The organism is Actinocorallia herbida, assembly GCF_003751225.1.
GTDB classification, from domain to species: domain Bacteria; phylum Actinomycetota; class Actinomycetes; order Streptosporangiales; family Streptosporangiaceae; genus Actinocorallia; species Actinocorallia herbida.
The window spans coordinates 8849342-8869605 of sequence record NZ_RJKE01000001.1; the positions used below are offsets into that span (position 1 = coordinate 8849342).

Consider the following 20264-nt stretch of genomic DNA (forward strand, 5'->3'; position numbering starts at 1 on the left):
TGTTGACGATGTCCGACGTCCTGCCGCTCCAACCCGGCGACCCCGGTCGGCTCGGTGATCACGTCCTGGAAGGGCGGCTCGGCGAGGGCCGCCGGGGCGTGGTCTTCCGGGGTGTCGCCGACGGCCCGCCCGTCGCGGTCAAGCTCCTGCACACCCGGCTCGGCGGTGATCCCGGGGCCAGGGCGGAGTTCCTGCGCGAGGCGCTCGCCGCCCGCGGGCTCCCGGGCACCCGGGTGGCCCGCCCCCTGAGCGCCGACGTGGCGGGCGACTGGCCGTACGTGGTGAGCGAACTCGTCGCCGGGCCCTCCCTCCAGCAGATGATCGTCGCCACCGGCCGCGGGGACCGCGCGACCGTCGAACGGCTCGCCGTCGGCATCGCCCTCGGCCTGGCCACCCTGCACAAGGCGGGCGTCGCCCACCTGGACCTCAGGCCGTCCAATGTGATCATCACCCCCGACGGCCCGGTCCTCACCGACGTCGGCGTCGCCCGCGCGCTCGCCGCGGGCGGCGTCCCGGCCGACCCCGGCATCCCCTCCTTCCAGGCGCCGGAGCAGCTCACCGGCGCGGGCGTCGGGCCGGGCACCGACCTGTGGGCGTGGGGCGCGGTGATCGCCGCAGCCGCGTCCGGCAAGCCGCCCTTCGGGGAGGACCGGGCCGACGCGGTGGCGGCCCGCGTCACGTCCTCGGAGCCCGAGCTGCACAAGCTGCCCGACTCCGTGCGCGATCTGGTGATCATGGCGCTGAGCAAGGACCCGTTCCGGCGGCCGACCGCCGAGACCGTCCTGCAGACCCTCCTGCGCCGCGGCCTCGACCTGCCCGCCGCCCAGCAGGCCGAGGCCGAGGCGCTGCTCGCCGCGCCGGTGCCCGCCGACCCCTGGTCGTCGCTACCGCCCGCGCAGCCTTCCACCGACGTGCGGACCTCCACCGGCTCCTTCGCCGCGATCCCCGCGGCCGGCCCCATCGGCGTCCCCACGCCGCCGCCTCCGCCGATCCCGCCCGCCGACTCCGGGGACCCGTTCGCCGGGCCTTACCTGCCGCCCGCGCCCGAACGCTCGGACTGGCCCATGGCGGCCCCCGCGGGCGCCCTTCCGGCCCTCCCGGAGCCCGCGGCCGCAATCGCGCCTCCCCCCTCCCTCGCACAGCCACAGGCCGCCACCGCCCTGTGGGAGCGACCCCCCGCGTCGCCGCCCGCCGGCGGCACGTCCATCCCGGCGCCCGCGCGCGCCGCGGTCGCGCTGTTCGAGCGGGGTCCCAGCAAGAAGGTCGGCGCGCTGGCCCTCGTCGCGGTCGTCGGCATCGTGGTCCTCACCCTCGCCCTCGCCTCGAACGGCGGCGACAAGACTCCCGCGGCACAAGACGGCGCGTCGACCCCCGCCACGCCCTCCGCGGCCTTCTCCGGGACGTGGGAGGGCATGGCCACCAACCAGTCGGGCGCGCGGTTCAGCATCCGCGTCACGTTCAACGGCGAAGGCAGGGCCACGGCGAAGCTCGGCGTGGGCAGCTGCGTAGGCAAGCTCACCAAGACCGGCGGTGAAGGCGGCGCCCTGAACATGTCGTTCAAGCGGACCTCAGGACAGTGCACCCCCGGCACTGTCACCATGACCGACAAAGGCGATGGCGGCCTCCAATACCTCTGGGAGATGAAGCCTGGCAGCGGCCGCCGCTACGAGGCGCTCCTGAAGCGCCCGTGATCTTCCAGTTCGTGACCCTCACGTGATGTTTGGGATTACTCTTTGCGGGATTGCCCCCCGATCCGCAGTGGGCGAGAGGAGACGCGTGTGACCCCCATCCGGCTCCGCGCAGGGACGGCCCTGCTGGCCGCCGTGGCCGGTGCGCTGATGCTGGCGGCTCCCTCTTCCGGCGTGCCCTCGGCCCTGCCGACCGACCCGGACAAGCTCGCCTCGCTCACCAAGCAGATGAAGGCGCTGGACAAGGAGCTCGGCGGCGAGCTCGAGGAACTGGAGGGCATCCGCCGGGAGGCCAAGAAGGCGATCAAGCGGCAGCAGGACCTGTCCGACGACCTGGACAAGTCCCGGAACGTCGTCAGCCGCCTCGCGTCCAGCCAGTACATGTCGGTCGGCCTCGACCCGTCGCTCGCGGTCCTGCAGATCGGCGACCCGAGCCAGATCCTGGCCGGCATGGCGATGGTGGAGCACCTGTCGTCGAACGAGGCGAACCGGACCAACCAGATCCAGGAACTCGTCGACCTGCACACCGAGGCCGCCAACGAGGCGAAGCGCAAGATCAAGAAGATGGAAGACACGGTCTCGGACCTCACCAAGCGCAAGGACGACATCCGCAAACTGATCCAGAAGTACCAGCCGACCCCGATGGTCGGGAACACCAGCCTGACCGCCCGGCTGGTCGCCCTGCGGACCGCCGTCCTCGACGAGTTCGGGTCCTTCCCGATGATCGGCTGCCTGCGCCCGGGCGACCCGCAGGACCACGGCACGGGCCGCGCCTGCGACTTCATGGAGAGCACCGGCGGCACCATGCCGACCGCCGACCGCGTCCAGCACGGCGACGAGGTCGCGGCGTGGGCCATCAAGAACGCGGCCAAGTACGGCGTGAAGTACGTGATCTGGAAGCAGCGCATCTACGACATGCGCTCACCGGGATGGGCCGCGATGTCCGACCGCGGCAGCCTCACCGCCAACCACTACGACCACGTCCACATCTCGGTCTTCTGAGCCCTCTCCAGCCGTCGGCACCACTCGGGCCCGCTCTCCCTCGCCGGAGGCGGGCCCGCGCCGTCTCCGGCGATCTCAGGGGCTTCCCGGCACATCTGAAGAGCACGACGCCCTCCCACCCGGTGCGGGTGGGAGGGCGTCGTGGCCGATCGTCAGGACGTCACTGCTCCATCAGGGCCGGGATCGTCCGGGTGTGCGCCTCGCGCAGCTCGTGCAGCGGGATCGTGAAGGCCCCGTCGACGGTGTAGGAGTCGCCGCCCACGACGCCGATCGTGGTGAACGGCACGCCCGCCTGGGCGCAGATGTCCACGAACCTGGCCTCGGCCTCGGGCCGCACCGCGACGACGGCGCGCGCCACCGACTCCGAGAACAGCTCGACGAACGGGTCGCCCTGGAAGGCCACGCGCACGCCGAGGCCGCCGCGAAGCGACGCCTCGACCAGCGCCTGGGACAGGCCGCCGTCGGAGACGTCGTGGGCGCCCGACAGCAGGCCCTCCTGCGCGGAGGTGACCAGCACCGAGCCCAGCGCCGCCTCGGCGGGCAGGTTCACCTTCGGCGGCGTGCCGCCGAGGTGCCCGTAGAGCACGTGCGCCCACTCCGACCCGCCGAACTCGTCGAGGGTCGTGCCGAGCAGGACGAGCTTGTGGCCCTCGGCCGCGAACGCCATCGCGGTGCGCCGCCGGACGTCCTGGTGCACGCCGAGCACGCCGATGACCGGGGTCGGGTTGATCGGCACGTCGTTCGTCTGGTTGTAGAAGCTGACGTTGCCGCCCGTCACCGGGATGCCGAGCATCAGGCAGGCGTCGGCGAGGCCCTCGGTGGCCCGCGCGAACTGCCACATGACGCCCGGGTCCTCCGGCGAGCCGAAGTTCAGGCAGTTGGTGACCGCGAGCGGCTGCGCGCCGGTCGCCGCCACGTTCCGGTACGCCTCCGACAGCGCGAGCTGCGCGCCCGCGTACGGGTCGAGGCGGGTGTAGCGACCGTTGCCGTCCAGGGACAGCGCGACGCCCAGGCCGGTCTCGTCGTCGAGCCGGATCACGCCCGCGTTCTCCGGCTGCGCGAGCACGGTGTTGCCGAGGACGTAGCGGTCGTACTGGGAGGTCACCCAGTCCTTGGAGGCGAGGTTCGGGGAACCCGCCAGCCACAGGACGGTCTTGCGCAGCTCGTCCCGGTTCGACGGCCGGGGCAGCTTCGCCGGCGAGTCGGCCTGGAGGGCCGCCTGGTCGGCGGGGACCGCGACGGGGCGCTCGTACACCGGGCCGTCGTGCGCGGCGGTGCGCGGCGGGATGTCGACGATGACCTCGTCGTGCCAGGTCATCACCAGACGGCCGGTGTCGGTGACCTCGCCGATGACGGTCGCGGGCACCTCGTACTTCGCGCACACGGCCATGAACGCCGCGGCGTTCGCGGGTGTGACGACCGCCATCATGCGTTCCTGCGACTCGCTCATCAGGATCTCCTCGGGGAGGAGATTCGGGTCGCGCAGCGGGACCGCGTCGAGCTTGACCGCCATGCCGCCCGAGCCGCCCGCGGCGAGCTCGGTGGTGGCGCAGGAGACGCCCGCGGCGCCCAGGTCCTGGATGCCCTCGACGAGCCCCGCCTGGAACAGCTCGAGGGAGCACTCGATGAGCAGCTTCTCCATGAACGGGTCGCCGACCTGGACCGAGGGCCGCTTGGCCTGGGACTCATCGTCGAAGGTCGCCGAGGCGAGGACGGACGCGCCGCCGATGCCGTCGGGGCCGGTGTAGGCGCCGTACAGGATGACCAGGTTCCCGGCGCCCTCGGCGGACGCGCGGTGGATGTCCTCGTGCCGCAGCACGCCGATGCACAGCGCGTTGACCAGGGGGTTGTCCTGGTAGCACGGGTCGAAGACGGTCTCGCCGCCGACGTTCGGCAGGCCGAGGGAGTTGCCGTAGCCGCCGATGCCGCTCACCACGCCGGGCAGGACCCGCCGGGTGTCGGGGGCGTCGGCCGCGCCGAGGCGCAGGGAGTCCATGACGGCCACCGGGCGCGCGCCCATCGAGATGATGTCGCGGACGATGCCGCCGACGCCGGTCGCGGCGCCCTGGTAGGGCTCGACGAACGACGGGTGGTTGTGCGACTCGACCTTGAAGGTCACCGCCCAGCCCTGGCCGACGTCGACCACACCGGCGTTCTCGCCCATGCCGACGAGCAGCGCGTCGGTCTTGGGCGCCTTCTCGCCGAACTGGCGCAGATACATCTTGGAGCTCTTGTAGGAGCAGTGCTCCGACCACATCACCGAGTAGATCGCCAGCTCCGACGCGGTCGGGCGGCGGCCGAGGATGTCGCGGACGCGGCCGTACTCCTCGTCGTTCATCCCCAACTCCTTGTAGGGCTGGGGATGCTCAGGGCTGGCCTCGGCGCGCGCGACGCTGTCGGTGCGCGGCAGGCCAGGGGCGGTGTCGTCCGGCCCGGGGGTCGGTTCGGGGGTCAGCTCGGTCACTTCGCTCATGCGTTGATCAGGCCCTTGACGATCGAGGTGAAGAAGCCGAGCCCGTCGGTGGTCGGGCCGGTCAGGGACTCCACGGCGTGCTCGGGATGCGGCATCAGCCCGACGACGTTGCCCGCCTCGTTGGTGACGCCGGCGATGTCGTTCAGGGAGCCGTTGGGGTTGACGTCCACGTAGCGGGCGATCACCCGGCCCTCGGCCTCCAGTTCGGCGACGGTCTCCGCGGAGGCGGTGAACCTTCCGTCCATGTTCTTCAGCGGGACCACGATCTCCTGGCCCTTGGCGAACTCGGACGTCCAGGAGGTCTCGGCGTTCTCTATCCGCAGCCGCTGGTCGCGGCACACGAAGTGGCCGCCCGCGTTCGGCATCAGCGCCCCCGGCAGCAGGTGCGCCTCGGCGAGGACCTGGAAGCCGTTGCAGATGCCGAGCACCGGAAGTCCCGCCTGCGCGGCCGGGATCAACTCCGCCATCAGCGGAGCGAAGCGGGCGATGGCGCCCGCGCGCAGGTAGTCGCCGTAGGAGAACCCGCCCGGCAGCACGACCGCGTCCACGCCCTCCAGGGACGTGGATGCGTGCCACAGTGCTACGGGTTCACCCCCGGCGATGCGTACGGCGCGCTGCGCGTCCCGGTCGTCGAGCGATCCGGGAAAAGTGATGACGCCCACCCGGGCCATCTGCACTCCATTGGGTGTCCGCGGCCGCCCAGGTCAGGGCCTGCCGTCTCACGCCCAATTTACCGGGCGCTGTGGACCAGTTCGGATTCGAGGCGGCGCATGAGTGCCTCGTCATGCCAGGTCAGCCGTTTGCGCATGGCCACGCGGACGCCGTCGGGCCGCGCGTCGAGGGTCAGGTCGTCGACGAGGGCGCGCATGATGTTCATGCCCCGCCCTGATTCGGCGAGTTCCCCCGTCTCCGCCGGACGCCGCATCCCGGTGCCGTGATCGGTGATCCACAGCACGCAGTTCTCGTCGTCGATGGTGCCGTCCACCTCGTACTCGACGGTCGTGGAATGCCGCACCACATTGGTGCACGCCTCCGACGCGGCGACCAGTATGTCGTCGATGCAGTCCTCGGACACCCCAAGCCCGCGCAGCGCGTCACCGAGCACGCGACGGATGACGGGAACACTCATCGCCTCTCGTGGCAATGCGAGTGAGAACTTCATGTCCACCAGGCCCACCTCGGAAAACTCGGACGAAGCTAACACTTCCCCGCGCCCTCTGGTGTAATCGCGACCATGGTGATTCTTTGATTTAGGTATTGTTGGAACGGAACAACGCCTTGTGACGCACTTGACGTTCGTTCTGCGTTTATTCCGCGTGCACTTCGAAGTTCTCGATCACCGGGTTCGCGAGCAGCGTTTCGGCGATCTTGCGGACCCGCTCCAGGGCGGCCTCGTCGACCGGGCCGTCGACCTCGATCTCGAACCGCTTGCCCTGCCGGACCGCGGCGACGCCCTCGAAGCCGAGCTGCGGGAGCTTGCGCGCGATGGCCTGGCCCTGCGGGTCCAGGATCTCCGGCTTGAGCATGACGTCGACGACCACTCGGGCCACTTGTGGTTCCCCCCTCGCACGGGCGCCGTGCCCGCACCTGATCCGTAGCTTTGGTATTCATGCGGTTGGACCGCACCGAAAAGCGTACGGCACCCCCACCGCACTGCCCCCCAGGAGCCTCCTTGGACCTCTCGGACCTCACCCCCGCGGAACGCCGCGTCTGGGAAGCCTTCGCCACGGGAGAGCCCGTGGACCTGTCGTCCAGCGGCCTTGAGCCCACCGAGCAGGCGGGCCAGTGGGGGCCGCACCGGCGGGTCAGGGCCGAGGTCATCGTGGCGCTTCTCACCGGAGCGCGGGAGGCGGAGCCGGGCCGGGTGCCCGCGGTGCGCCTCAGCGGCGCCTACATCACCGACCTGCTCGACCTCGGCCACGCGCAGGTGAACGTCCCGCTGTCCCTGACGGCGTGCGCGTTCGCCGAGCCGCCGCGGCTGTACTGGGCGCAGACGCAGTCGATCCACCTGATCCAGTGCCGGCTGCCCGGCCTGATCGCCTCGGGCACCCGCGTGGACGGGCACCTGTGGCTGGAAGGCAGCGTCTTCCAGGGCGGCCTCTGGCTGGACGGGGCGCACATCAGCGGCATCCTCAACCTGAGCGGCGTCCAGCTCCCCGTGCCCGGCGGCGACGCCCTGCTCGGAGACAGGCTCCAGGTGGAGGCCAACGTCTACTGCGACCGGGGGTTCCGCGCCGAGGGCGAGGTCCGGCTGCCGGGCGCACGCATCGGCGGCCAGCTCATCTTCCGTGACGCGACGCTGCGCAATCCCGGCCGTCCCGCCCTGTACGCGTCCCGCCTGGACGTTGCGGCGAACGTCTTCTGCGACGAAGGGTTCGTGGCGGAAGGCGAGGTCCGGCTCCGCGGCGCCCGCATCGGCGGCTACCTGTCGCTGGTGGGCGCCCGGATCACCAACGCCGGAAGGGCGCTCAACGCCGACGACCTCAACGTCGACACCGACGTCTACTGCTCCGACGACTTCACGTGCATCGGCGAGGCGAGCTTCGCGGGGGCCAAGATCGGCGGCCAGCTCAGCTTCAAGGGCGCCCGGCTGGCCAACCCCGACAAGGTCGCCCTGAGCGTCCAGCGGCTGTCGGCCGAGGAACTCCTGCTGCGGCCCGCCGTACCCGTCGACGGGGTCGTGGACCTCTCCTACGCCCGGATAGGCGTCCTCCGGGACGACTCCATGACCTGGGCGAACTCGCTCCAGCTCGACGGACTCGCCTACGAGACCCTCGACCCGCCGCTCAACGCCAAGGCCCGGCTCAACTGGATCCGCAGGGACCGGGACGGCTACCAGCCGCAGCCCTACGAGCGTCTGGCCGCCACCTACAAGACGCTCGGCCTGGACGCCGAGGGCAGGTCGGTCCAGCTCGCCAAGCAGCGGGACCGGCGCAAGACCCAGTCGGTGCTGCACCGCATGTTCGGCTACCTCCAGGACATCCTGGTCGGCTACGGGTACCGGCCCTTTCGCGCGCTCGCCTGGCTCGGCGCCCTCCTGGCCGCCGGAACCGTGATGTTCAGCCTGAAGCGCCCCGAAGAACTCGACCCAGACCAGAACCCCCACTTCAACGCGTTCTTCTACACTCTCGACCTCCTCCTCCCCCTGGGCTCCCTGGGCCAGGAGGCCCTCTTCTCCCCCGAGGGACCCTCCCAGTGGGTGGCGAACGTCCTGGTCGCCGCAGGGCTGGTCCTCGGCCTCACCGTCGCCGCAGGCGCCACCCGGGCCTTGTCCCGCGAGTGAGCCGAGAGCGGGCCGCCTACCCGCGTGGCCCTACGCGAGCCGGCCGGGCACCGGGCCGGCTCATGAGCCCGCCAGGAGGCGGAACGGGTCCTCCAGGAGGGCGCCCACCTCGCGGAGGACCGCCGAGCCCGTCGCGCCGTCCAGGACGCGGTGGTCGAAGGAGAGCGCGAGGGTGGCGACCTTGCGCGGCTTGACCTTGCCCTTGTGCACCCAAGGGGTGTCCCGGATGGCGCCCACGGCGAGGATGGCGGTCTCGCCCGGGGTGAGGATCGGGGTGCCCGCGTCCACGCCGAAGACGCCGACGTTGGTGAGCGTGACCGTCCCGCCCGCGAGGTCCTCGGGCGTCGCCTTGCCCGCGCGCGAGCGCGCGGCGAGGTCCGCGAGCGCCGCGGCCAGGTCGGGCAGCGGCAGCGTGTCGGCCCCCTTGACGTTCGGCACGAGCAGGCCCCGGTCGGTGGCGACCGCGATCCCGAGGTTCACGTGCTCCGGCACCACGATCTCGGCGCCGTGGCCGTCCTCCGTCCAAGCGGCGTTGGCGAGGGGATGCCTGCGCAGCGACACCAGGAGCGCGCGGGCCACGAGCAGCATCGGACTGAAATGGATCTCGCCGAACTCCGGAAGATCGCGCAGCTTCTCGACCGTCCGCACCGTCCGCGTGACGTCCACCTGGAGGAACTCGGTGACGTGCGGGGCCGTGAAGGCCGAGGAGACCATGGCCGCGGCCATCGCCTTGCGCACCCCCTTCACGGGGATGCGCGCCCCTCCAGCGGCCTCCGGCGCCTCCACGGGTACGACGGGGGCGGTCGGGGGTGCGGGGGCGGCAGGGGCCTCCTCGCGGACGGGCGCGGGCACCGGGGCGGACGCGGCGGCCCGCACGTCGTCGCGGGTCACCGAGCCGTGCGGGCCGGTGCCGTCGACCGTCGCGAGGTCCACGCCGAGGTCCTTCGCGAGCTTGCGCACCGGCGGCTTGGCCAGTGCGCGGCCCGTGGCCGCCTCCGCGCGGCCGAGCCGCACGGCCAGCGCCTCGCCCTGTCCTCCCGAACCCTGTTGTCCTCCCGAACCCTGTCCTGCCGAGCCCTGCCCTCCCGAGCCCCGGCCTCCCGCGTCCTGGCCGCTCGCGTAGGCGGCGGGTTCGCCCGGGCGCGGCGCGGCGGGCCGCGCGGAACCGCCCCCGGGCCGTCCGGAGGCGGGTCCGTTCTTGCGCGGCCGCCGCTGCGTCGCGCCCGGTTTCACCCCGTACCCCACGAGCACGGGCGTCCGCGCGGGCGGCGCCTGGCCCGTCGCGGGCCCGGCCTCGGCGGGCGGGCTCTGCGCGGGCGGGCCCGCCGGCGGCTCGGCCCCGGCCTCCTCTATCCCGATGATCGGCACCCCGACGTCGACGGTCTGGCCCTCCTCGGCAAGCAACTCCCGGACGACTCCGGCGAACGGGGACGGAAGCTCGACGATCGCCTTTGCCGTCTCGATCTCCACGATGGTCTGGTTGACCTCGACCCTGTCGCCCGGCGCGACGTGCCAGCGGACGATGTCCGCCTCGGTCAGGCCCTCTCCCACGTCGGGCAGGTTGAAGTACTTCACCATGCGCACGTCCGATCCACCGCGTCGAGAATCCGATCGAGGTCGGGGAGGTAGTGGTCCTCCAGCCGGGAGGCCGGATAAGGCGTCGCGAAGCCGCCGACGCGAAGGACCGGCGCTTCCAGGTGGTAGAAGCAGGACTCCGTGACGCGCGCCGCGATCTCCCCGCCAAGGCCGCCGAAGACGGGCGCCTCATGGACGACCACGCATCTTCCGGTCTTGCGCACCGACGCGAAGAGCGTCTCGGTGTCCAGCGGCGAAAGGGAGCGCAGGTCCACGACCTCCAAAGACCGCTCGTCGGCTTCCGCGGCCTCCAGACAGGTCTTCACCATCGGCCCGTACGCCAGCAGCGTCGCGTCCGTACCTTCCCTGACGACCCGGGCATCGCCCATCGGAGCCGCCGGAACCTCGGGATCGACCACCGCCTTGTCCCAGTACCTCCGCTTCGGCTCAAAGAAGATCACCGGGTCCGGACAGGCGATCGCCTGCTGGATCATCCAGTAGGCGTCGACCGGATTCGCGCACGCCACCACGCGCAGGCCCGCGGTGTGCGCGAAATAGGCCTCGGGCGACTCGCTGTGGTGCTCGACCGCGCCGATCCCTCCCCCGCACGGGATGCGCACCACGACGGGCAGCTCGACCTTGCCGAGGGAGCGCAGCCGCATCTTGGCGAGCTGGGTGATGATCTGGTCGGCCGCGGGGAAGACGAACCCGTCGAACTGGATCTCGCAGACCGGCCGGTACCCGCGCAGGGCCATGCCGATGGCCGTCCCGACGATCCCGGACTCGGCGAGGGGCGTGTCGATCACCCTTCCCTCGCCGAAATCCCGTTGGAGGCCGTCCGTTATGCGGAAGACCCCTCCGAGCTTGCCTATGTCCTCGCCCATCAGGACGACTTTGGCGTCGTCCTCCATGGCCCGCCGCAGCCCCGCGTTCAACGCCTTGGCCATCGTCAGCGTCTGTGTCCCGGCCTCTCGGGCCTGTGTCTGCGGTGCCGTTACCTCAGTCATGGAAACCCGCCAGGTAGGTCTCGTAAGCCGCCTGCTCTTCTTCCAGCAGCCTGTGCGGGGCCGCGTAGACATGCTGGAAGATCGCCTGGGGCGGCGGATCGGGCAGGGCGAGGCAGGCGGCGCGCAACTCCACGACGGCCTCGGCCACCTGGGCCTCGACCTCCTCGAAGAACGCCGCGTTGGCCAGGCCCGTCCGCGAAAGGTAGGCCTTCACCCGGGCGATGGGGTCCTTCAGCTTCCAGGCCTCCAGCTCGTCGGAGTGCCGGTAGCGGGTGGGGTCGTCGGTGGTGGTGTGCGCGCCCATCCGGTAGGTGAACGCCTCGATCAGCGAGGGGCCTTCGCCCGTCCGGGCACGGTCCAAGGCGCGGCGGGTGACGGCGAGGCAGGCCAGGACGTCGTTGCCGTCCACCCGCACGCCAGGGAAGCCGAACCCCTGAGCGCGCCGGTAGAGGGGGATCCGCGTCTGCCGCTCCAGAGGCTCGGAGATCGCCCACTGGTTGTTCTGGCAGAAGAACACGAGCGGCGCGTTGTAGACCGCCGCCCAGACGAAGGACTCGTTGACGTCGCCCTGCGAGGTGGCCCCGTCCCCGAAGTACGCGAGGGCCGCGTCGCCGATGGCCGTCTCGCCCTTCTCGGCGATCGCGTGGGCGTCGCGCTGGATGCCCATCGCGTAGCCGGTGGCGTGCAGGGTCTGGCTGCCGATGACGATCGTGTAGAGGTGGAAACCGAACTCCTTCGGGTCCCACCCGGCGTGGTTGACGCCGCGGAACAGCTTGAGGATGTCCAGCCAGGGCAGCCCTCGGCAGTACGCGACCCCGTGTTCGCGATAGGTGGGGAACACCATGTCCGCGGCACCCAGCGCACGGCCCGATCCGATCTGCGCGGCCTCCTGGCCGAGGAGCGAGGGCCACAGGCCCAGCTCGCCCCGCCGGGTCAGCGCGACGGACTCGAGGTCGAGGGCCCGCACGATCACCAGGTCCCGATACAGCTCGCGCAGCTGCTGGTCGGAAAGGTTCAAGGGGTAATCGGGATGTTCCAGCCGCTCGCCTTCGGGGGTCAGGAGCTGGACGAGTTCGGCGTCCCGGGCGGTGTGCGCGTCTACTGTCACGGCCGCCTCCTTCCTTGAAGGAGACCTACCCGCCCGACCCCGTCTCAGTCCTTGAGACGGGGCGGCGCACGGGGTTTTTCCTCAGTCGTCGCCGTCGTGGGAGGTGTCCCGTCCCGCGGGCCCGTTCACCCTCCTCGGTCCGTCACTTCCGAGCTGCCGCGCGAACACGAACTGCAACAGGAAGGAGACGATCCCGACGATCATCAGGATCACCCCGATCGCGTTCAGGTCCACCGGCCCCAGGTCCGCGTTCACCGCGAACTTCAAAATTGCGCCAAGCGTGATGATGAAGATCGCAACACCAAAACCCACCGGCCGGACCCCTCTCGCGCGAACATCCGCCTTCGGTAAAGCCTCTGTACCCACCCTCACAAGATCCATGATCGCTCCACCCGTCCAATCTGCGCCACCCGATGACACTTCGGTCACACCCGGTGCTCCCGCGGACCCGCGTCAGTACCCCGCGGCCACGGTGTGGCCGGCCGTCGCGGGGTCTGCGGCGGCGGCGAGGACGGCGCGGGCCAGGTCGGTCCGGGACAGGCTGAGGCCGCCGCGGACGTTTCGGTCGACGGCGGTCCGATAGGGCTTGGCGGGGCCGTCGGTGAGGCGCGGCGGGCGGACGATCGTCCAGTCCAGGCCACTTGCCCTGATCTCCCGCTCGGCGTCCGCGAAGTCGGCGAACGGGCCGGCCAGGAAGCGGCCGACCAGCGGTTTGACGATCCGGCGGGTCGCGAGACCGTCCCCCGCGTCGACGACGTGGCCGCTCGCGGTGACGAAGACCAGCCTGCGCGTGCCGCCCGCGCGCATCGCCGCGATGATCGACCGGGCGGCGGGCCCGCAGACCGCGGCCGACGTCCGGTCGCTCGCCCCGAGCGCGGACAGGACCGCGTCGCGTCCGGCGACCGCGTCCTCGATGGCCGCAGGGTCCAGCGGGTCGGCCGTCACGACCTCCAGCAGGGGGTGCGCGGCGGTCTCCAGGCGGGCCGGGTCGCGCACCACGGCGGTGACCCGGTGGCCCGCGGCGAGCGCCGCACGGACGAGATGGCGACCGGTGCGGCCGGTCGCTCCGAACATCGTCAGATCCATGTCCGCCCTCCTCAACAGGGGCTAGTGAACACTAGCTTCATCGTGGGCTAGTGTTCGCTAACCTGTCAAGGGAGCACGGCGAAGGCGGCGAGGGAGAAGGCATGGGCACAAGGGAGCGGATCCTGGACGCCGCCGCGCGGATCCTGCGCACGCGCGGCATCGCGCAGGCGACGACCAAGGAGATCGCGCTGGCGTCGGAGGTCTCGGAGCCGACGCTGTACAAGTACTTCGGCGACAAGGAGCGGCTGCTGCTGGCCGTCCTGGAGGAGCGGCTCCCCGGCCCGTCCCGGGTGGCGCTGCGCCCCGGCGAGGGCGACCTGGCGGAGACCCTCACCGATCTCGCGCACGCCTACCTCGACTTCTACCGGCAGTCGATCCCGATGCTCGGCGCGCTGCTGGCCGACCCGCAGCGCATGGCCTCCCACCGCGCCTCGATGGCCCGGCACGGCGGCGGCCCCGACCGCCCCGTCACCGCGCTCTCCGCCTACCTGGAGGCCGAGCGGGCGCGCGGCAGGCTCGCCGAGACCGCCGACCCGGCCGCCGCCGCCTCACTGCTCGTCGGCGCGTGCTTCCAGGAGGCCTTCCTCCGCTATTACGCCGAAGGCCCCGACCTCCTTCCCATCCCCCGCACCGTCGCGTCGGCCCTCACCAAGACCCTCATCCACCCCCTCCTCCCTCCGTCCCCGCCCGCCTGACGCCCCGAGCGGCGCGCCTTCGACCGTCGCCCCCTCGCCCGGTCTTCCGAGCCGGGCTGAACACGCCCGTCCAGGGCCCGCGCCGAGCCGTCAGCCCGCCCCTCCCCTGATCAGCGGGTGGTGTGCGCGGAGTGCCCGGGATGCACGCTTACCGTGCGGCCCGGGTGGTTCCCGCGTGACGTGCGGGCGGCCTAGCGTCGGCCTCCGGTGCCCGATCCCGATGGCGGGATCGCGGGCGCGCCAGGGGAGGGAGCCGTCGTGCGGGCCGTGGTCGCCGAAGGGCCGGGCGGGCCAGGGACGCTGCGCGTGCGGCGCGTGCCCGATCCGTGGCCGGGACCGGGACAGGTGCGGATCTCGGTCGCGTGCGCGAACGTGGCGTTCCTCGACACCGCGCTCCGGGCGGGTCGGCCGTTCGGGCCGCGCATGGCGTTCCCGTACGTGCCGGGGAACGGGGTCGGCGGCGTCGTCGACAAGGTGGGCGCGGGCGTGGATCCGGGCTGGCGCGGTGCCCGGGTCGTCAGCGTGACGGGAGGTTCGGGGGGTTACGCGGAGTTCGCCCTGGCCCGGGACACCGACCTGCACCGCGTCCCGGGTGGGCTGACCATGGCCGAGGCGACCGCGCTGCTCGGCGACGGCCGGACCGCGCTCGGCGTGCACCGGTCGGGAAAGGCGCGGGCCGGGGAGACCGTCGTCGTCACGGCGGCCGCGGGCGGCGTCGGCGGACTGCTCGTGCAGCTCGCGGCGGCCTCGGGCACCCGGGTGATCGCGCTCGCCGGGTCAGAGGCCAAACTCGCGCACGCCGTCGCCCTCGGCGCCCACGCGGCCGTCGAGTACCGCGGCGACGGCTGGGCCGGACGCCTGCGCGACCTGGCCCCCGATGGCTTGGACGTCGTCTTCGACGGGGTCGGCGCCTCCGTCACCGCGGAACTCCTCCCGCTCACCCGCGCGGGCGGCCGATACGTGCGGCACGGCGCCGCCGGAGGCCGCCTCGCCGACCTGGACGAGAACGCCGTGCACGGCAAGGAGATCGTGCCGCTCTTCGCGATCGGCAGGACCCCCGAGCAGCTGTTCCCGCTCGTCGCGGAAGCCCTCGCCCTCGCCTCCGCCGGAAGGCTCCTGGTGACGGTCGGGCAGACGTTCCCGCTCGCCGAGGCCGCCGCCGCCCACGCCGCGATCGAGGCCCGCGCCACCGTCGGCAAGACCCTCCTGCTGCCCTGACCGGGGCCGGGAACGCGGCCGCCCCCGCCGAGGGCGATCGGCGGGGGCGGACGGTTCCCTCAGCGGGAACTGGTCAGGCGGCTCAGAAGGCCGACTCCGGGAGGTCCATGACGTCGAGGGTGGTGTTCTCGGCCATGAGGCGGTCGGAGGTGATGCGGGGCAGGACGTTCGCGGCGAAGAACTGGGCCGCGGCGACCTTGCCGGTGTAGAAGTCGCGGTCGGCGGCGGAGACGTCGCCGGACAGCTTCTCCAGGGCGATGGTGGCCTGGCGCAGCAGCAGCCAGGAGACCACGGTGTCGCCGAGGGCCAGGAGGAGGCGGGTGCTGTTCAGCCCGACCTTGTAGACCTCCTTCGGGTTCTCCAGCGAGCCGAGGGCCGCGTTCACCATGGCGCCGATGATGCCCTCGGTGTCCGCGACGGCCTGGGCCAGGAGCGCCCGCTCGGCCTTGAGCCGGCCGTTGCCGGACTCGGAGGCCGCGAACTCCTTGATCTCGTTCGCGAGCACGTTCAGGGTCGCGCCCTGGTCGCGGAGGATCTTGCGGAAGAACAGGTCGAGGCCCTGGATCGCGGTGGTGCCCTCGTAGAGGGTGTCGATCTTGGAGTCCCGGATGTACTGCTCGATCGGGTAGTCCTGGAGGAAGCCCGAGCCGCCGAGGGTCTGGAGGGACTCGGCGCCCAGCAGCGCGTAGGAGCGCTCGGAGCCGAAGCCCTTGACCAGCGGCAGGAGCAGATCGTTCAGCTTCTCGGCCAGCTCGTCGTGGCGGCCCTCGTGCTTGGCGATCTGGACCGCGTCCTGGTAGGTCGCGGTAAGCGTGACCAGCGCGCGCATGCCCTCGGCGTAGGCCTTCTGGGTGAGCAGCGAGCGGCGCACGTCCGGGTGGTGGGTGATCGTGACGCGCGGGGCGGCCTTGTTGGTCTGCTGGGTCAGGTCCGCGCCCTGGACGCGCTCCTTGGCGTACTCCAGCGCGTTCAGGTATCCGGTCGAGAGGGTGGCGATGGCCTTGGTGCCGACCATCATCCGGGCGTACTCGATGACCAGGAACATCTGGCGGATGCCGTCGTGCTTGTCGCCGACGAGGGTGCCGATGGCCGGGTGCTTCTCGCCGAAGGTGAGCTCGCAGGTCGTGGAGACCTTGAGGCCCATCTTCTTCTCGACGTTGGTGACGTAGACGCCGTTGCGCTCGCCGAGCTCGCCGGTCTCCACGTCCACGTGGTACTTCGGCACGAGGAACAGCGACAGTCCCTTGGTGCCGGGGCCGGCGCCCTCGGGGCGGGCCAGCACCAGGTGGTAGATGTTCTCGGACATGTCGTGCTCGGCCGAGGTGATGAAGCGCTTCACGCCCTCGATGTGCCAGGTGCCGTCGGGCTGCTGGATCGCCTTGGCACGGCCCGCGCCCACGTCGGAGCCGGCGTCGGGCTCGGTCAGCACCATGGTCGCGCCCCACTGGCGGTCCACGGCGAGCTGCGCGAACTTGCGCTGCTCCTCGTTGCCCTCGTTGAAGAGGATCTGGGCGAAGCCGGGGCCGGAGGAGAACATGTAGACGGCCGGGTTGGCACCCAGGACGTGCTCGGCGACCGCCCAGTTCAGCGACCGCGGCGCGTTGGTGCCGCCCAGCTCGGGGCCGAGGTCCAGGCGGAACCACTCGGCGTCCATCCACGCCTTGTAGGACTTCTTGAACGACTCGGGCATCTTGACCTCACCGGTGGCGGGGTCGAAGACGGGCGGGTGCCTGTCGGCGTCCTCGAAGGACTCGGCTACCGGGCCCGTGGTGAGGCGGTTGACCTCGTCGAGGATGCTCCGCGCGGTGTCCTCGTCCACGTCTGCGAACGGGCCCGTGCCCAGGACGTCCTGGCGGTTGAACACCTCGAAGAGGTTGAACTCGATGTCCCGAAGGTTGGCCTTGTAGTGCCCCATGGGTGACACCCCGTCTAGCTCGTCGGCGGTGCCCCTCGGCCCGCTCTACCGGTTAGTAACTACCATGATGCTACCCGTCGGTAACCGGTGACAAGCCTTGGGGCGAACCCCGTTCGGGTGTGACTCATACCACACTGCATGGGGGTAGATCATCAGGAACGTAACGCATGCCTCGAACGACTAAAAGGAGAGAGTTTGACGGGACCCCCCGCAACTACCTAGGAGAGACGACACAGTGGTCTTCAAGAAGCTTCTCGGTGCGCTCGGAGTCGGCGGCCCCTCGATCGAGACGATCCTGCGGGACTCCAACGTCCGGCCTGGCGGGATCGTCAGCGGCGACATCCACCTCATCGGCGGCGAGCGCGAGGCCGACATCCTCGGCATCAACGTCGCGCTGGTGACCCGGGTCGAGGTCGAGAGCGGCGACAGCGAGTACTCGCAGAACGAGAAGTACGCCAAGGCCCACCTCTCCGGCCGCTTCCAGCTCCAGCCCGGCGTCCGCCACAGCTTCCCGTTCCAGCTCGAAGTGCCGTGGGAGACCCCGCTCACCCACATGTACGGCCAGCCCCTGCGCGGCACCACCGTCGGCGTCGCCACCGAACTCGAGGTCGCCCGGGCCGTCGACGCCACCGACCTCGACCCGATCGCGGTGCACCCGCTGCCCGCGCAGGAGCGCGTCCTCGCCGCCTTCTCCAACCTCGGCTTCCAGTTCCGCAACGCCGACTGCGAGAAGGGCCGTATCTACGGCGTCAACCAGCTCCTGCCCTTCTACCAGGAGATCGAGTTCTACCCGGGCGCCCGCTACTCGGGCTCCTTCAAGCAGCTCGAGGTGACGTTCGTCAGCAACCCGGCGAGCACCGAGGTCGTCCTGGAGCTGGACAAGCGCACCGTGTTCGGCGAGGGCCACGACACCTTCCTGCGCTTCACCGTCCCCAACCAGGGCTTCGAGAACACCGACTGGGAGCAGCACCTCGACGGCCTGCTCCAGCAGGCCGGCCGCAAGCGCGGCTGGTTCTAGCCCCTTGCCGGGAGGCCCCCTGACCAGCGCCGAACAGGAGCTGTGGGACGCCTACCCGCGCGGCGACCGCGTCGATCTCACCGGCCGCCCCGACCGCGAGGTCAGGGCGGCGGTGATCGCCCGGCTGCTGCTCGGTGCGGTGCCGTCCGAAGACGGCCACATCCCCGCCGTCCGGTTGCGCGGCGCGCTGATCACCGACGAGCTCGACCTCACCGCGGGCGACGTCGACTGCCAGATGCGGCTCGAATCGTGCGTCTTCGACGCCACGCCGCTGTTCGGCAACACCCGCATCAAAAAGCTCATGTTCCTCGACTGCGTGCTGCCCGGATTCCAGGGCACCGGCCTGCGCACCGAGGCGGCACTGCGCTTCACCCGGACGGTGATCAACGGCCAGCTCCAGCTCCGCAGGGCCCAGCTCGCGGGCGGGCTCATCCTCAACGAGGCGCAGATCACCGCGCAGGACGCCGCCTTCGCCGTCTTCGCGAGCGGCATGGCGATCGAAGCGGGGCTCTTCGCCAGGAACGCCCGGATCGAGGGCGGAGTGCGACTCGCCGGATCTCGGATCAACGGCGGCGTGTTCCTGGAGGGCGCCGAGCTGATCAACCCCGGCAGGCTCGCGCTCGACGGGCAGAACATCGTCGTCACCGACGCACTGGAGTGCTCGCACGGTTTCCAGGCGGAGGGGACCGTCAAGTTGCGCGGAGCCCGCGTCGAGGGGACCGTCTCCTTCGACCGGGCCGCCCGCCTCAGCTCACCGGACCGCCTGGCGGTCCAGCTCTCCCATTCCGACATCGCAGAGCTCATCCTCACCCCCGCCGAGCCGATCGAGGGCATCGTCTCGATGTCCTACGCCCGGATCGGGGTGCTGCTCGACCGGACCGAGGTATGGCCCGCGCAGTTGCGGCTCGACGGGCTCGTCTACGAGTCCCTGCGCGTCGGCGATCCGGACCAGCGGCTCGATTGGGTCAACCGCGACCCCGACGGCTTCCGGGCCCAGCCTTACGAGCAGCTCTCCGCCTGGGCGCTGCGGGACGGCCGCGAGGACCTCGCGCGGCGTGCCCAGCTGATGAAGTTCCGCCGCCGCAGGCGCTCCCAGCCGCTGCACACCCGCGCATGGGGCGCGCTGCTGGACTACACGGTCGGCTACGGCTACCGGCCCTGGCTCGCCGCGGCCTGGCTCGCCGTGATCGTCGCCGCGGGCACCACGATCTTCTCGCTGATCCCGCCCCGTCCCCTCAAGGAGCCCGCGGAGCTCCCCGACTTCCAGTCCCTGATCTACGTCGTAGATCTCCTCATTCCGATCGGCGCGTTCGGCCTGCGCGGCGCGTGGGATCCGGTGGGGTGGACCCAGTGGGCGGCTTACGCAATCATCGGTTCGGGGTGGATTCTCGCGACGGCGCTCATCGCCGGGGTGACAAGGGTTCTGCGACCCGCATGAAGGGGGCGACATGGGGACGTATCTCATCACCGGAGCCACGGGCGGCATCGGCCTGGCCACCGCGGAGCTGCTGCGGGAGCGCGGACACGACCTCGTGCTGACCGCGCGGTCCCTGGAACGGCTGACGCAGATGGCGGGCCGATTCGCGGCGGCCCCCTACGGGAAGACCCAGGCCTGGACCCTTCCGCAGGCCCAGCGGCCCGCCGAGCAGGCCGTCCGCACCGTCGTCCTCGACCTCGGCGAACCGCGCAGGATCGAGGCCGCTCTGGCCGTCGCCGACCTGCCGCGCAGGCTCGACGGCGTCGTGCACGCCGCGGGCGTCTGCGACCTCGGCACGGTCGCCGAACTCGACGCCGACACCTGGATCGACCAGCTCATGGTGAACCTCGTGGCGGCCGCCGAGCTGACCCGGCTGCTGCTGCCGTCGCTGCGCGCGGCGCGCGGGCACGTGGTCTTCGTCAACTCGGGCGCCGGGCTGCGCACGAACGCGAACTGGTCGGCGTACGCGGCGAGCAAGCACGGGCTGAAGGCGCTCGCCGACGGGCTGCGCCAGGAGGAGTCGGTGCTGCGCGTCACCTCCGTCTACCCGGGGCGCACCGCGAGCGAGATGCAGCGCAAGGTCCGGGCACAGGAATCGGGGCAGTACGACCCCGCGGACTACATCCAGCCTTCCACGGTCGCGCGCGCGATCGTCGGGGCCCTGGAGACCCCGCCCGACGCCGTCGTCACCGACCTGTCCCTGCGGCCGAACGCCTGAC

The 20264-nt window shown here is 71.5% G+C and carries 18 protein-coding genes; 8 read left to right on the plus strand and 10 right to left on the minus strand.

Features of this window, described 5'->3' with window-relative positions:
• The first annotated feature begins 8 nt into the window (after positions 1–8).
• Together EDD29_RS40270 and EDD29_RS40275 are read left to right on the plus strand one after the other, a co-directional pair.
• Entirely contained in the window at positions 9–1691 is a 1683-nt protein-coding gene (locus EDD29_RS40270; protein WP_123669403.1) for a serine/threonine protein kinase, read from the plus strand.
• A gap of 87 nt (positions 1692–1778) precedes the next feature.
• Positions 1779–2690, plus strand: coding sequence for a coiled-coil domain-containing protein (locus tag EDD29_RS40275; RefSeq protein ID WP_123669404.1), 912 nt, complete (start codon positions 1779–1781; stop codon positions 2688–2690).
• Positions 2691–2850: 160 nt separating this feature from the next.
• Here the strand turns inward: EDD29_RS40275 and purL are convergent, their stop codons facing one another.
• The 4 genes from purL to purS form a co-directional block, all read right to left on the minus strand.
• The gene (gene purL, locus EDD29_RS40280; RefSeq protein ID WP_123669405.1) at positions 2851–5163 is read right to left on the minus strand and encodes a phosphoribosylformylglycinamidine synthase subunit PurL; all 2313 of its coding nucleotides are present in this window, start codon (positions 5161–5163) and stop codon (positions 2851–2853) included.
• The gene (purQ, locus tag EDD29_RS40285) at positions 5160–5834 is read right to left on the minus strand and encodes a phosphoribosylformylglycinamidine synthase subunit PurQ (protein WP_123669406.1); all 675 of its coding nucleotides are present in this window, start codon (positions 5832–5834) and stop codon (positions 5160–5162) included. Before purQ ends, purL begins: the two co-directional genes overlap by 4 nt.
• Positions 5835–5893: 59 nt before the next feature.
• Positions 5894–6292: an ATP-binding protein gene (locus EDD29_RS40290; RefSeq protein WP_246053254.1), complete on the minus strand. Its 399-nt coding sequence runs from the start codon at positions 6290–6292 to the stop codon at positions 5894–5896.
• Positions 6293–6470: 178 nt separating this feature from the next.
• On the minus strand, positions 6471–6713 hold the full coding sequence (gene purS, locus EDD29_RS40295) for a phosphoribosylformylglycinamidine synthase subunit PurS (protein WP_123669407.1): 243 nt from the start codon (positions 6711–6713) through the stop codon (positions 6471–6473).
• A 122-nt stretch (positions 6714–6835) separates the two neighbouring features.
• Between purS and EDD29_RS40300 the strand changes: the two genes are divergently transcribed.
• Positions 6836–8446 (plus strand): hypothetical protein, encoded by a 1611-nt coding sequence (locus EDD29_RS40300; protein WP_123669408.1) that lies wholly within the window; start codon positions 6836–6838, stop codon positions 8444–8446.
• Between the two features lie 60 nt (positions 8447–8506).
• Here EDD29_RS40300 and EDD29_RS40305 read toward each other — a convergent pair whose 3' ends face one another.
• The 5 genes from EDD29_RS40305 to EDD29_RS40320 all read right to left on the minus strand — a co-directional run bounded on the left by EDD29_RS40305 (position 8507) and on the right by EDD29_RS40320 (position 13222).
• Positions 8507–10024, minus strand: a complete 1518-nt coding sequence (locus tag EDD29_RS40305) for a dihydrolipoamide acetyltransferase family protein (protein WP_123670993.1) — start codon at positions 10022–10024, stop codon at positions 8507–8509.
• Entirely contained in the window at positions 10018–11028 is a 1011-nt protein-coding gene (locus EDD29_RS40310) for an alpha-ketoacid dehydrogenase subunit beta (RefSeq protein WP_123669409.1), read from the minus strand. Before EDD29_RS40310 ends, EDD29_RS40305 begins: the two co-directional genes overlap by 7 nt.
• On the minus strand, positions 11021–12136 hold the full coding sequence (gene pdhA, locus EDD29_RS40315; protein ID WP_211360152.1) for a pyruvate dehydrogenase (acetyl-transferring) E1 component subunit alpha: 1116 nt from the start codon (positions 12134–12136) through the stop codon (positions 11021–11023). The genes EDD29_RS40310 and pdhA overlap by 8 nt, the downstream gene beginning before the upstream one ends.
• Before the next feature lie 81 nt (positions 12137–12217).
• The gene (locus tag EDD29_RS45090) at positions 12218–12517 is read right to left on the minus strand and encodes a DUF6458 family protein (protein WP_148086255.1); all 300 of its coding nucleotides are present in this window, start codon (positions 12515–12517) and stop codon (positions 12218–12220) included.
• A gap of 72 nt (positions 12518–12589) precedes the next feature.
• Positions 12590–13222, minus strand: a complete 633-nt coding sequence (locus EDD29_RS40320) for an NAD(P)-dependent oxidoreductase (RefSeq protein ID WP_123669411.1) — start codon at positions 13220–13222, stop codon at positions 12590–12592.
• A 101-nt stretch (positions 13223–13323) separates the two neighbouring features.
• Here EDD29_RS40320 and EDD29_RS40325 point away from each other — a divergent pair, with 101 nt between their 5' ends.
• Together EDD29_RS40325 and EDD29_RS40330 are read left to right on the plus strand one after the other, a co-directional pair.
• Positions 13324–13917: a TetR/AcrR family transcriptional regulator gene (locus EDD29_RS40325; protein WP_123669412.1), complete on the plus strand. Its 594-nt coding sequence runs from the start codon at positions 13324–13326 to the stop codon at positions 13915–13917.
• A gap of 207 nt (positions 13918–14124) precedes the next feature.
• On the plus strand, positions 14125–15135 hold the full coding sequence (locus tag EDD29_RS40330; protein WP_246053255.1) for a zinc-binding dehydrogenase: 1011 nt from the start codon (positions 14125–14127) through the stop codon (positions 15133–15135).
• An 82-nt stretch (positions 15136–15217) separates the two neighbouring features.
• On the opposite strand, the gene EDD29_RS40335 is transcribed toward EDD29_RS40330, so the two are convergent.
• Complete coding sequence (locus EDD29_RS40335) at positions 15218–17050, minus strand: acyl-CoA dehydrogenase (protein ID WP_123669414.1); 1833 nt, start codon at positions 17048–17050, stop codon at positions 15218–15220.
• A 235-nt stretch (positions 17051–17285) separates the two neighbouring features.
• On the opposite strand from EDD29_RS40335, the gene EDD29_RS40340 reads away from it, so the two are divergent.
• Genes EDD29_RS40340 through EDD29_RS40350 form a run of 3 tightly spaced genes read left to right on the plus strand, consistent with a single transcriptional unit; the run spans position 17286 to position 20263 of the window.
• The gene (locus EDD29_RS40340; protein WP_123669415.1) at positions 17286–18068 is read left to right on the plus strand and encodes a sporulation protein; all 783 of its coding nucleotides are present in this window, start codon (positions 17286–17288) and stop codon (positions 18066–18068) included.
• A 4-nt stretch (positions 18069–18072) separates the two neighbouring features.
• Positions 18073–19506, plus strand: coding sequence for a hypothetical protein (locus tag EDD29_RS40345; protein ID WP_123669416.1), 1434 nt, complete (start codon positions 18073–18075; stop codon positions 19504–19506).
• A gap of 10 nt (positions 19507–19516) precedes the next feature.
• Positions 19517–20263 (plus strand): SDR family oxidoreductase, encoded by a 747-nt coding sequence (locus tag EDD29_RS40350; protein WP_123669417.1) that lies wholly within the window; start codon positions 19517–19519, stop codon positions 20261–20263.
• Position 20264 lies beyond the last annotated feature (1 nt).

What these genes read in the sequence shown, in the direction of transcription:
- EDD29_RS40320 (WP_123669411.1), bottom strand. Translation starts at nt 13,222, where the DNA reads ATGGATCTGACGATGTTCGGAGCGACCGGCCGCACCGGTCGCCATCTC.
- EDD29_RS40350 (WP_123669417.1), top strand. Translation starts at nt 19,517, where the DNA reads ATGGGGACGTATCTCATCACCGGAGCCACGGGCGGCATCGGCCTGGCC.
- purQ (WP_123669406.1), bottom strand. Translation starts at nt 5,834, where the DNA reads ATGGCCCGGGTGGGCGTCATCACTTTTCCCGGATCGCTCGACGACCGG.
- EDD29_RS40310 (WP_123669409.1), bottom strand. Translation starts at nt 11,028, where the DNA reads ATGACTGAGGTAACGGCACCGCAGACACAGGCCCGAGAGGCCGGGACA.
- purL (WP_123669405.1), bottom strand. Translation starts at nt 5,163, where the DNA reads ATGAGCGAAGTGACCGAGCTGACCCCCGAACCGACCCCCGGGCCGGAC.
- EDD29_RS40290 (WP_246053254.1), bottom strand. Translation starts at nt 6,292, where the DNA reads ATGAGTGTTCCCGTCATCCGTCGCGTGCTCGGTGACGCGCTGCGCGGG.
- EDD29_RS40335 (WP_123669414.1), bottom strand. Translation starts at nt 17,050, where the DNA reads ATGGGGCACTACAAGGCCAACCTTCGGGACATCGAGTTCAACCTCTTC.
- EDD29_RS40325 (WP_123669412.1), top strand. Translation starts at nt 13,324, where the DNA reads ATGGGCACAAGGGAGCGGATCCTGGACGCCGCCGCGCGGATCCTGCGC.
- EDD29_RS45090 (WP_148086255.1), bottom strand. Translation starts at nt 12,517, where the DNA reads ATGGATCTTGTGAGGGTGGGTACAGAGGCTTTACCGAAGGCGGATGTT.
- EDD29_RS40270 (WP_123669403.1), top strand. Translation starts at nt 9, where the DNA reads ATGTCCGACGTCCTGCCGCTCCAACCCGGCGACCCCGGTCGGCTCGGT.
- EDD29_RS40305 (WP_123670993.1), bottom strand. Translation starts at nt 10,024, where the DNA reads ATGGTGAAGTACTTCAACCTGCCCGACGTGGGAGAGGGCCTGACCGAG.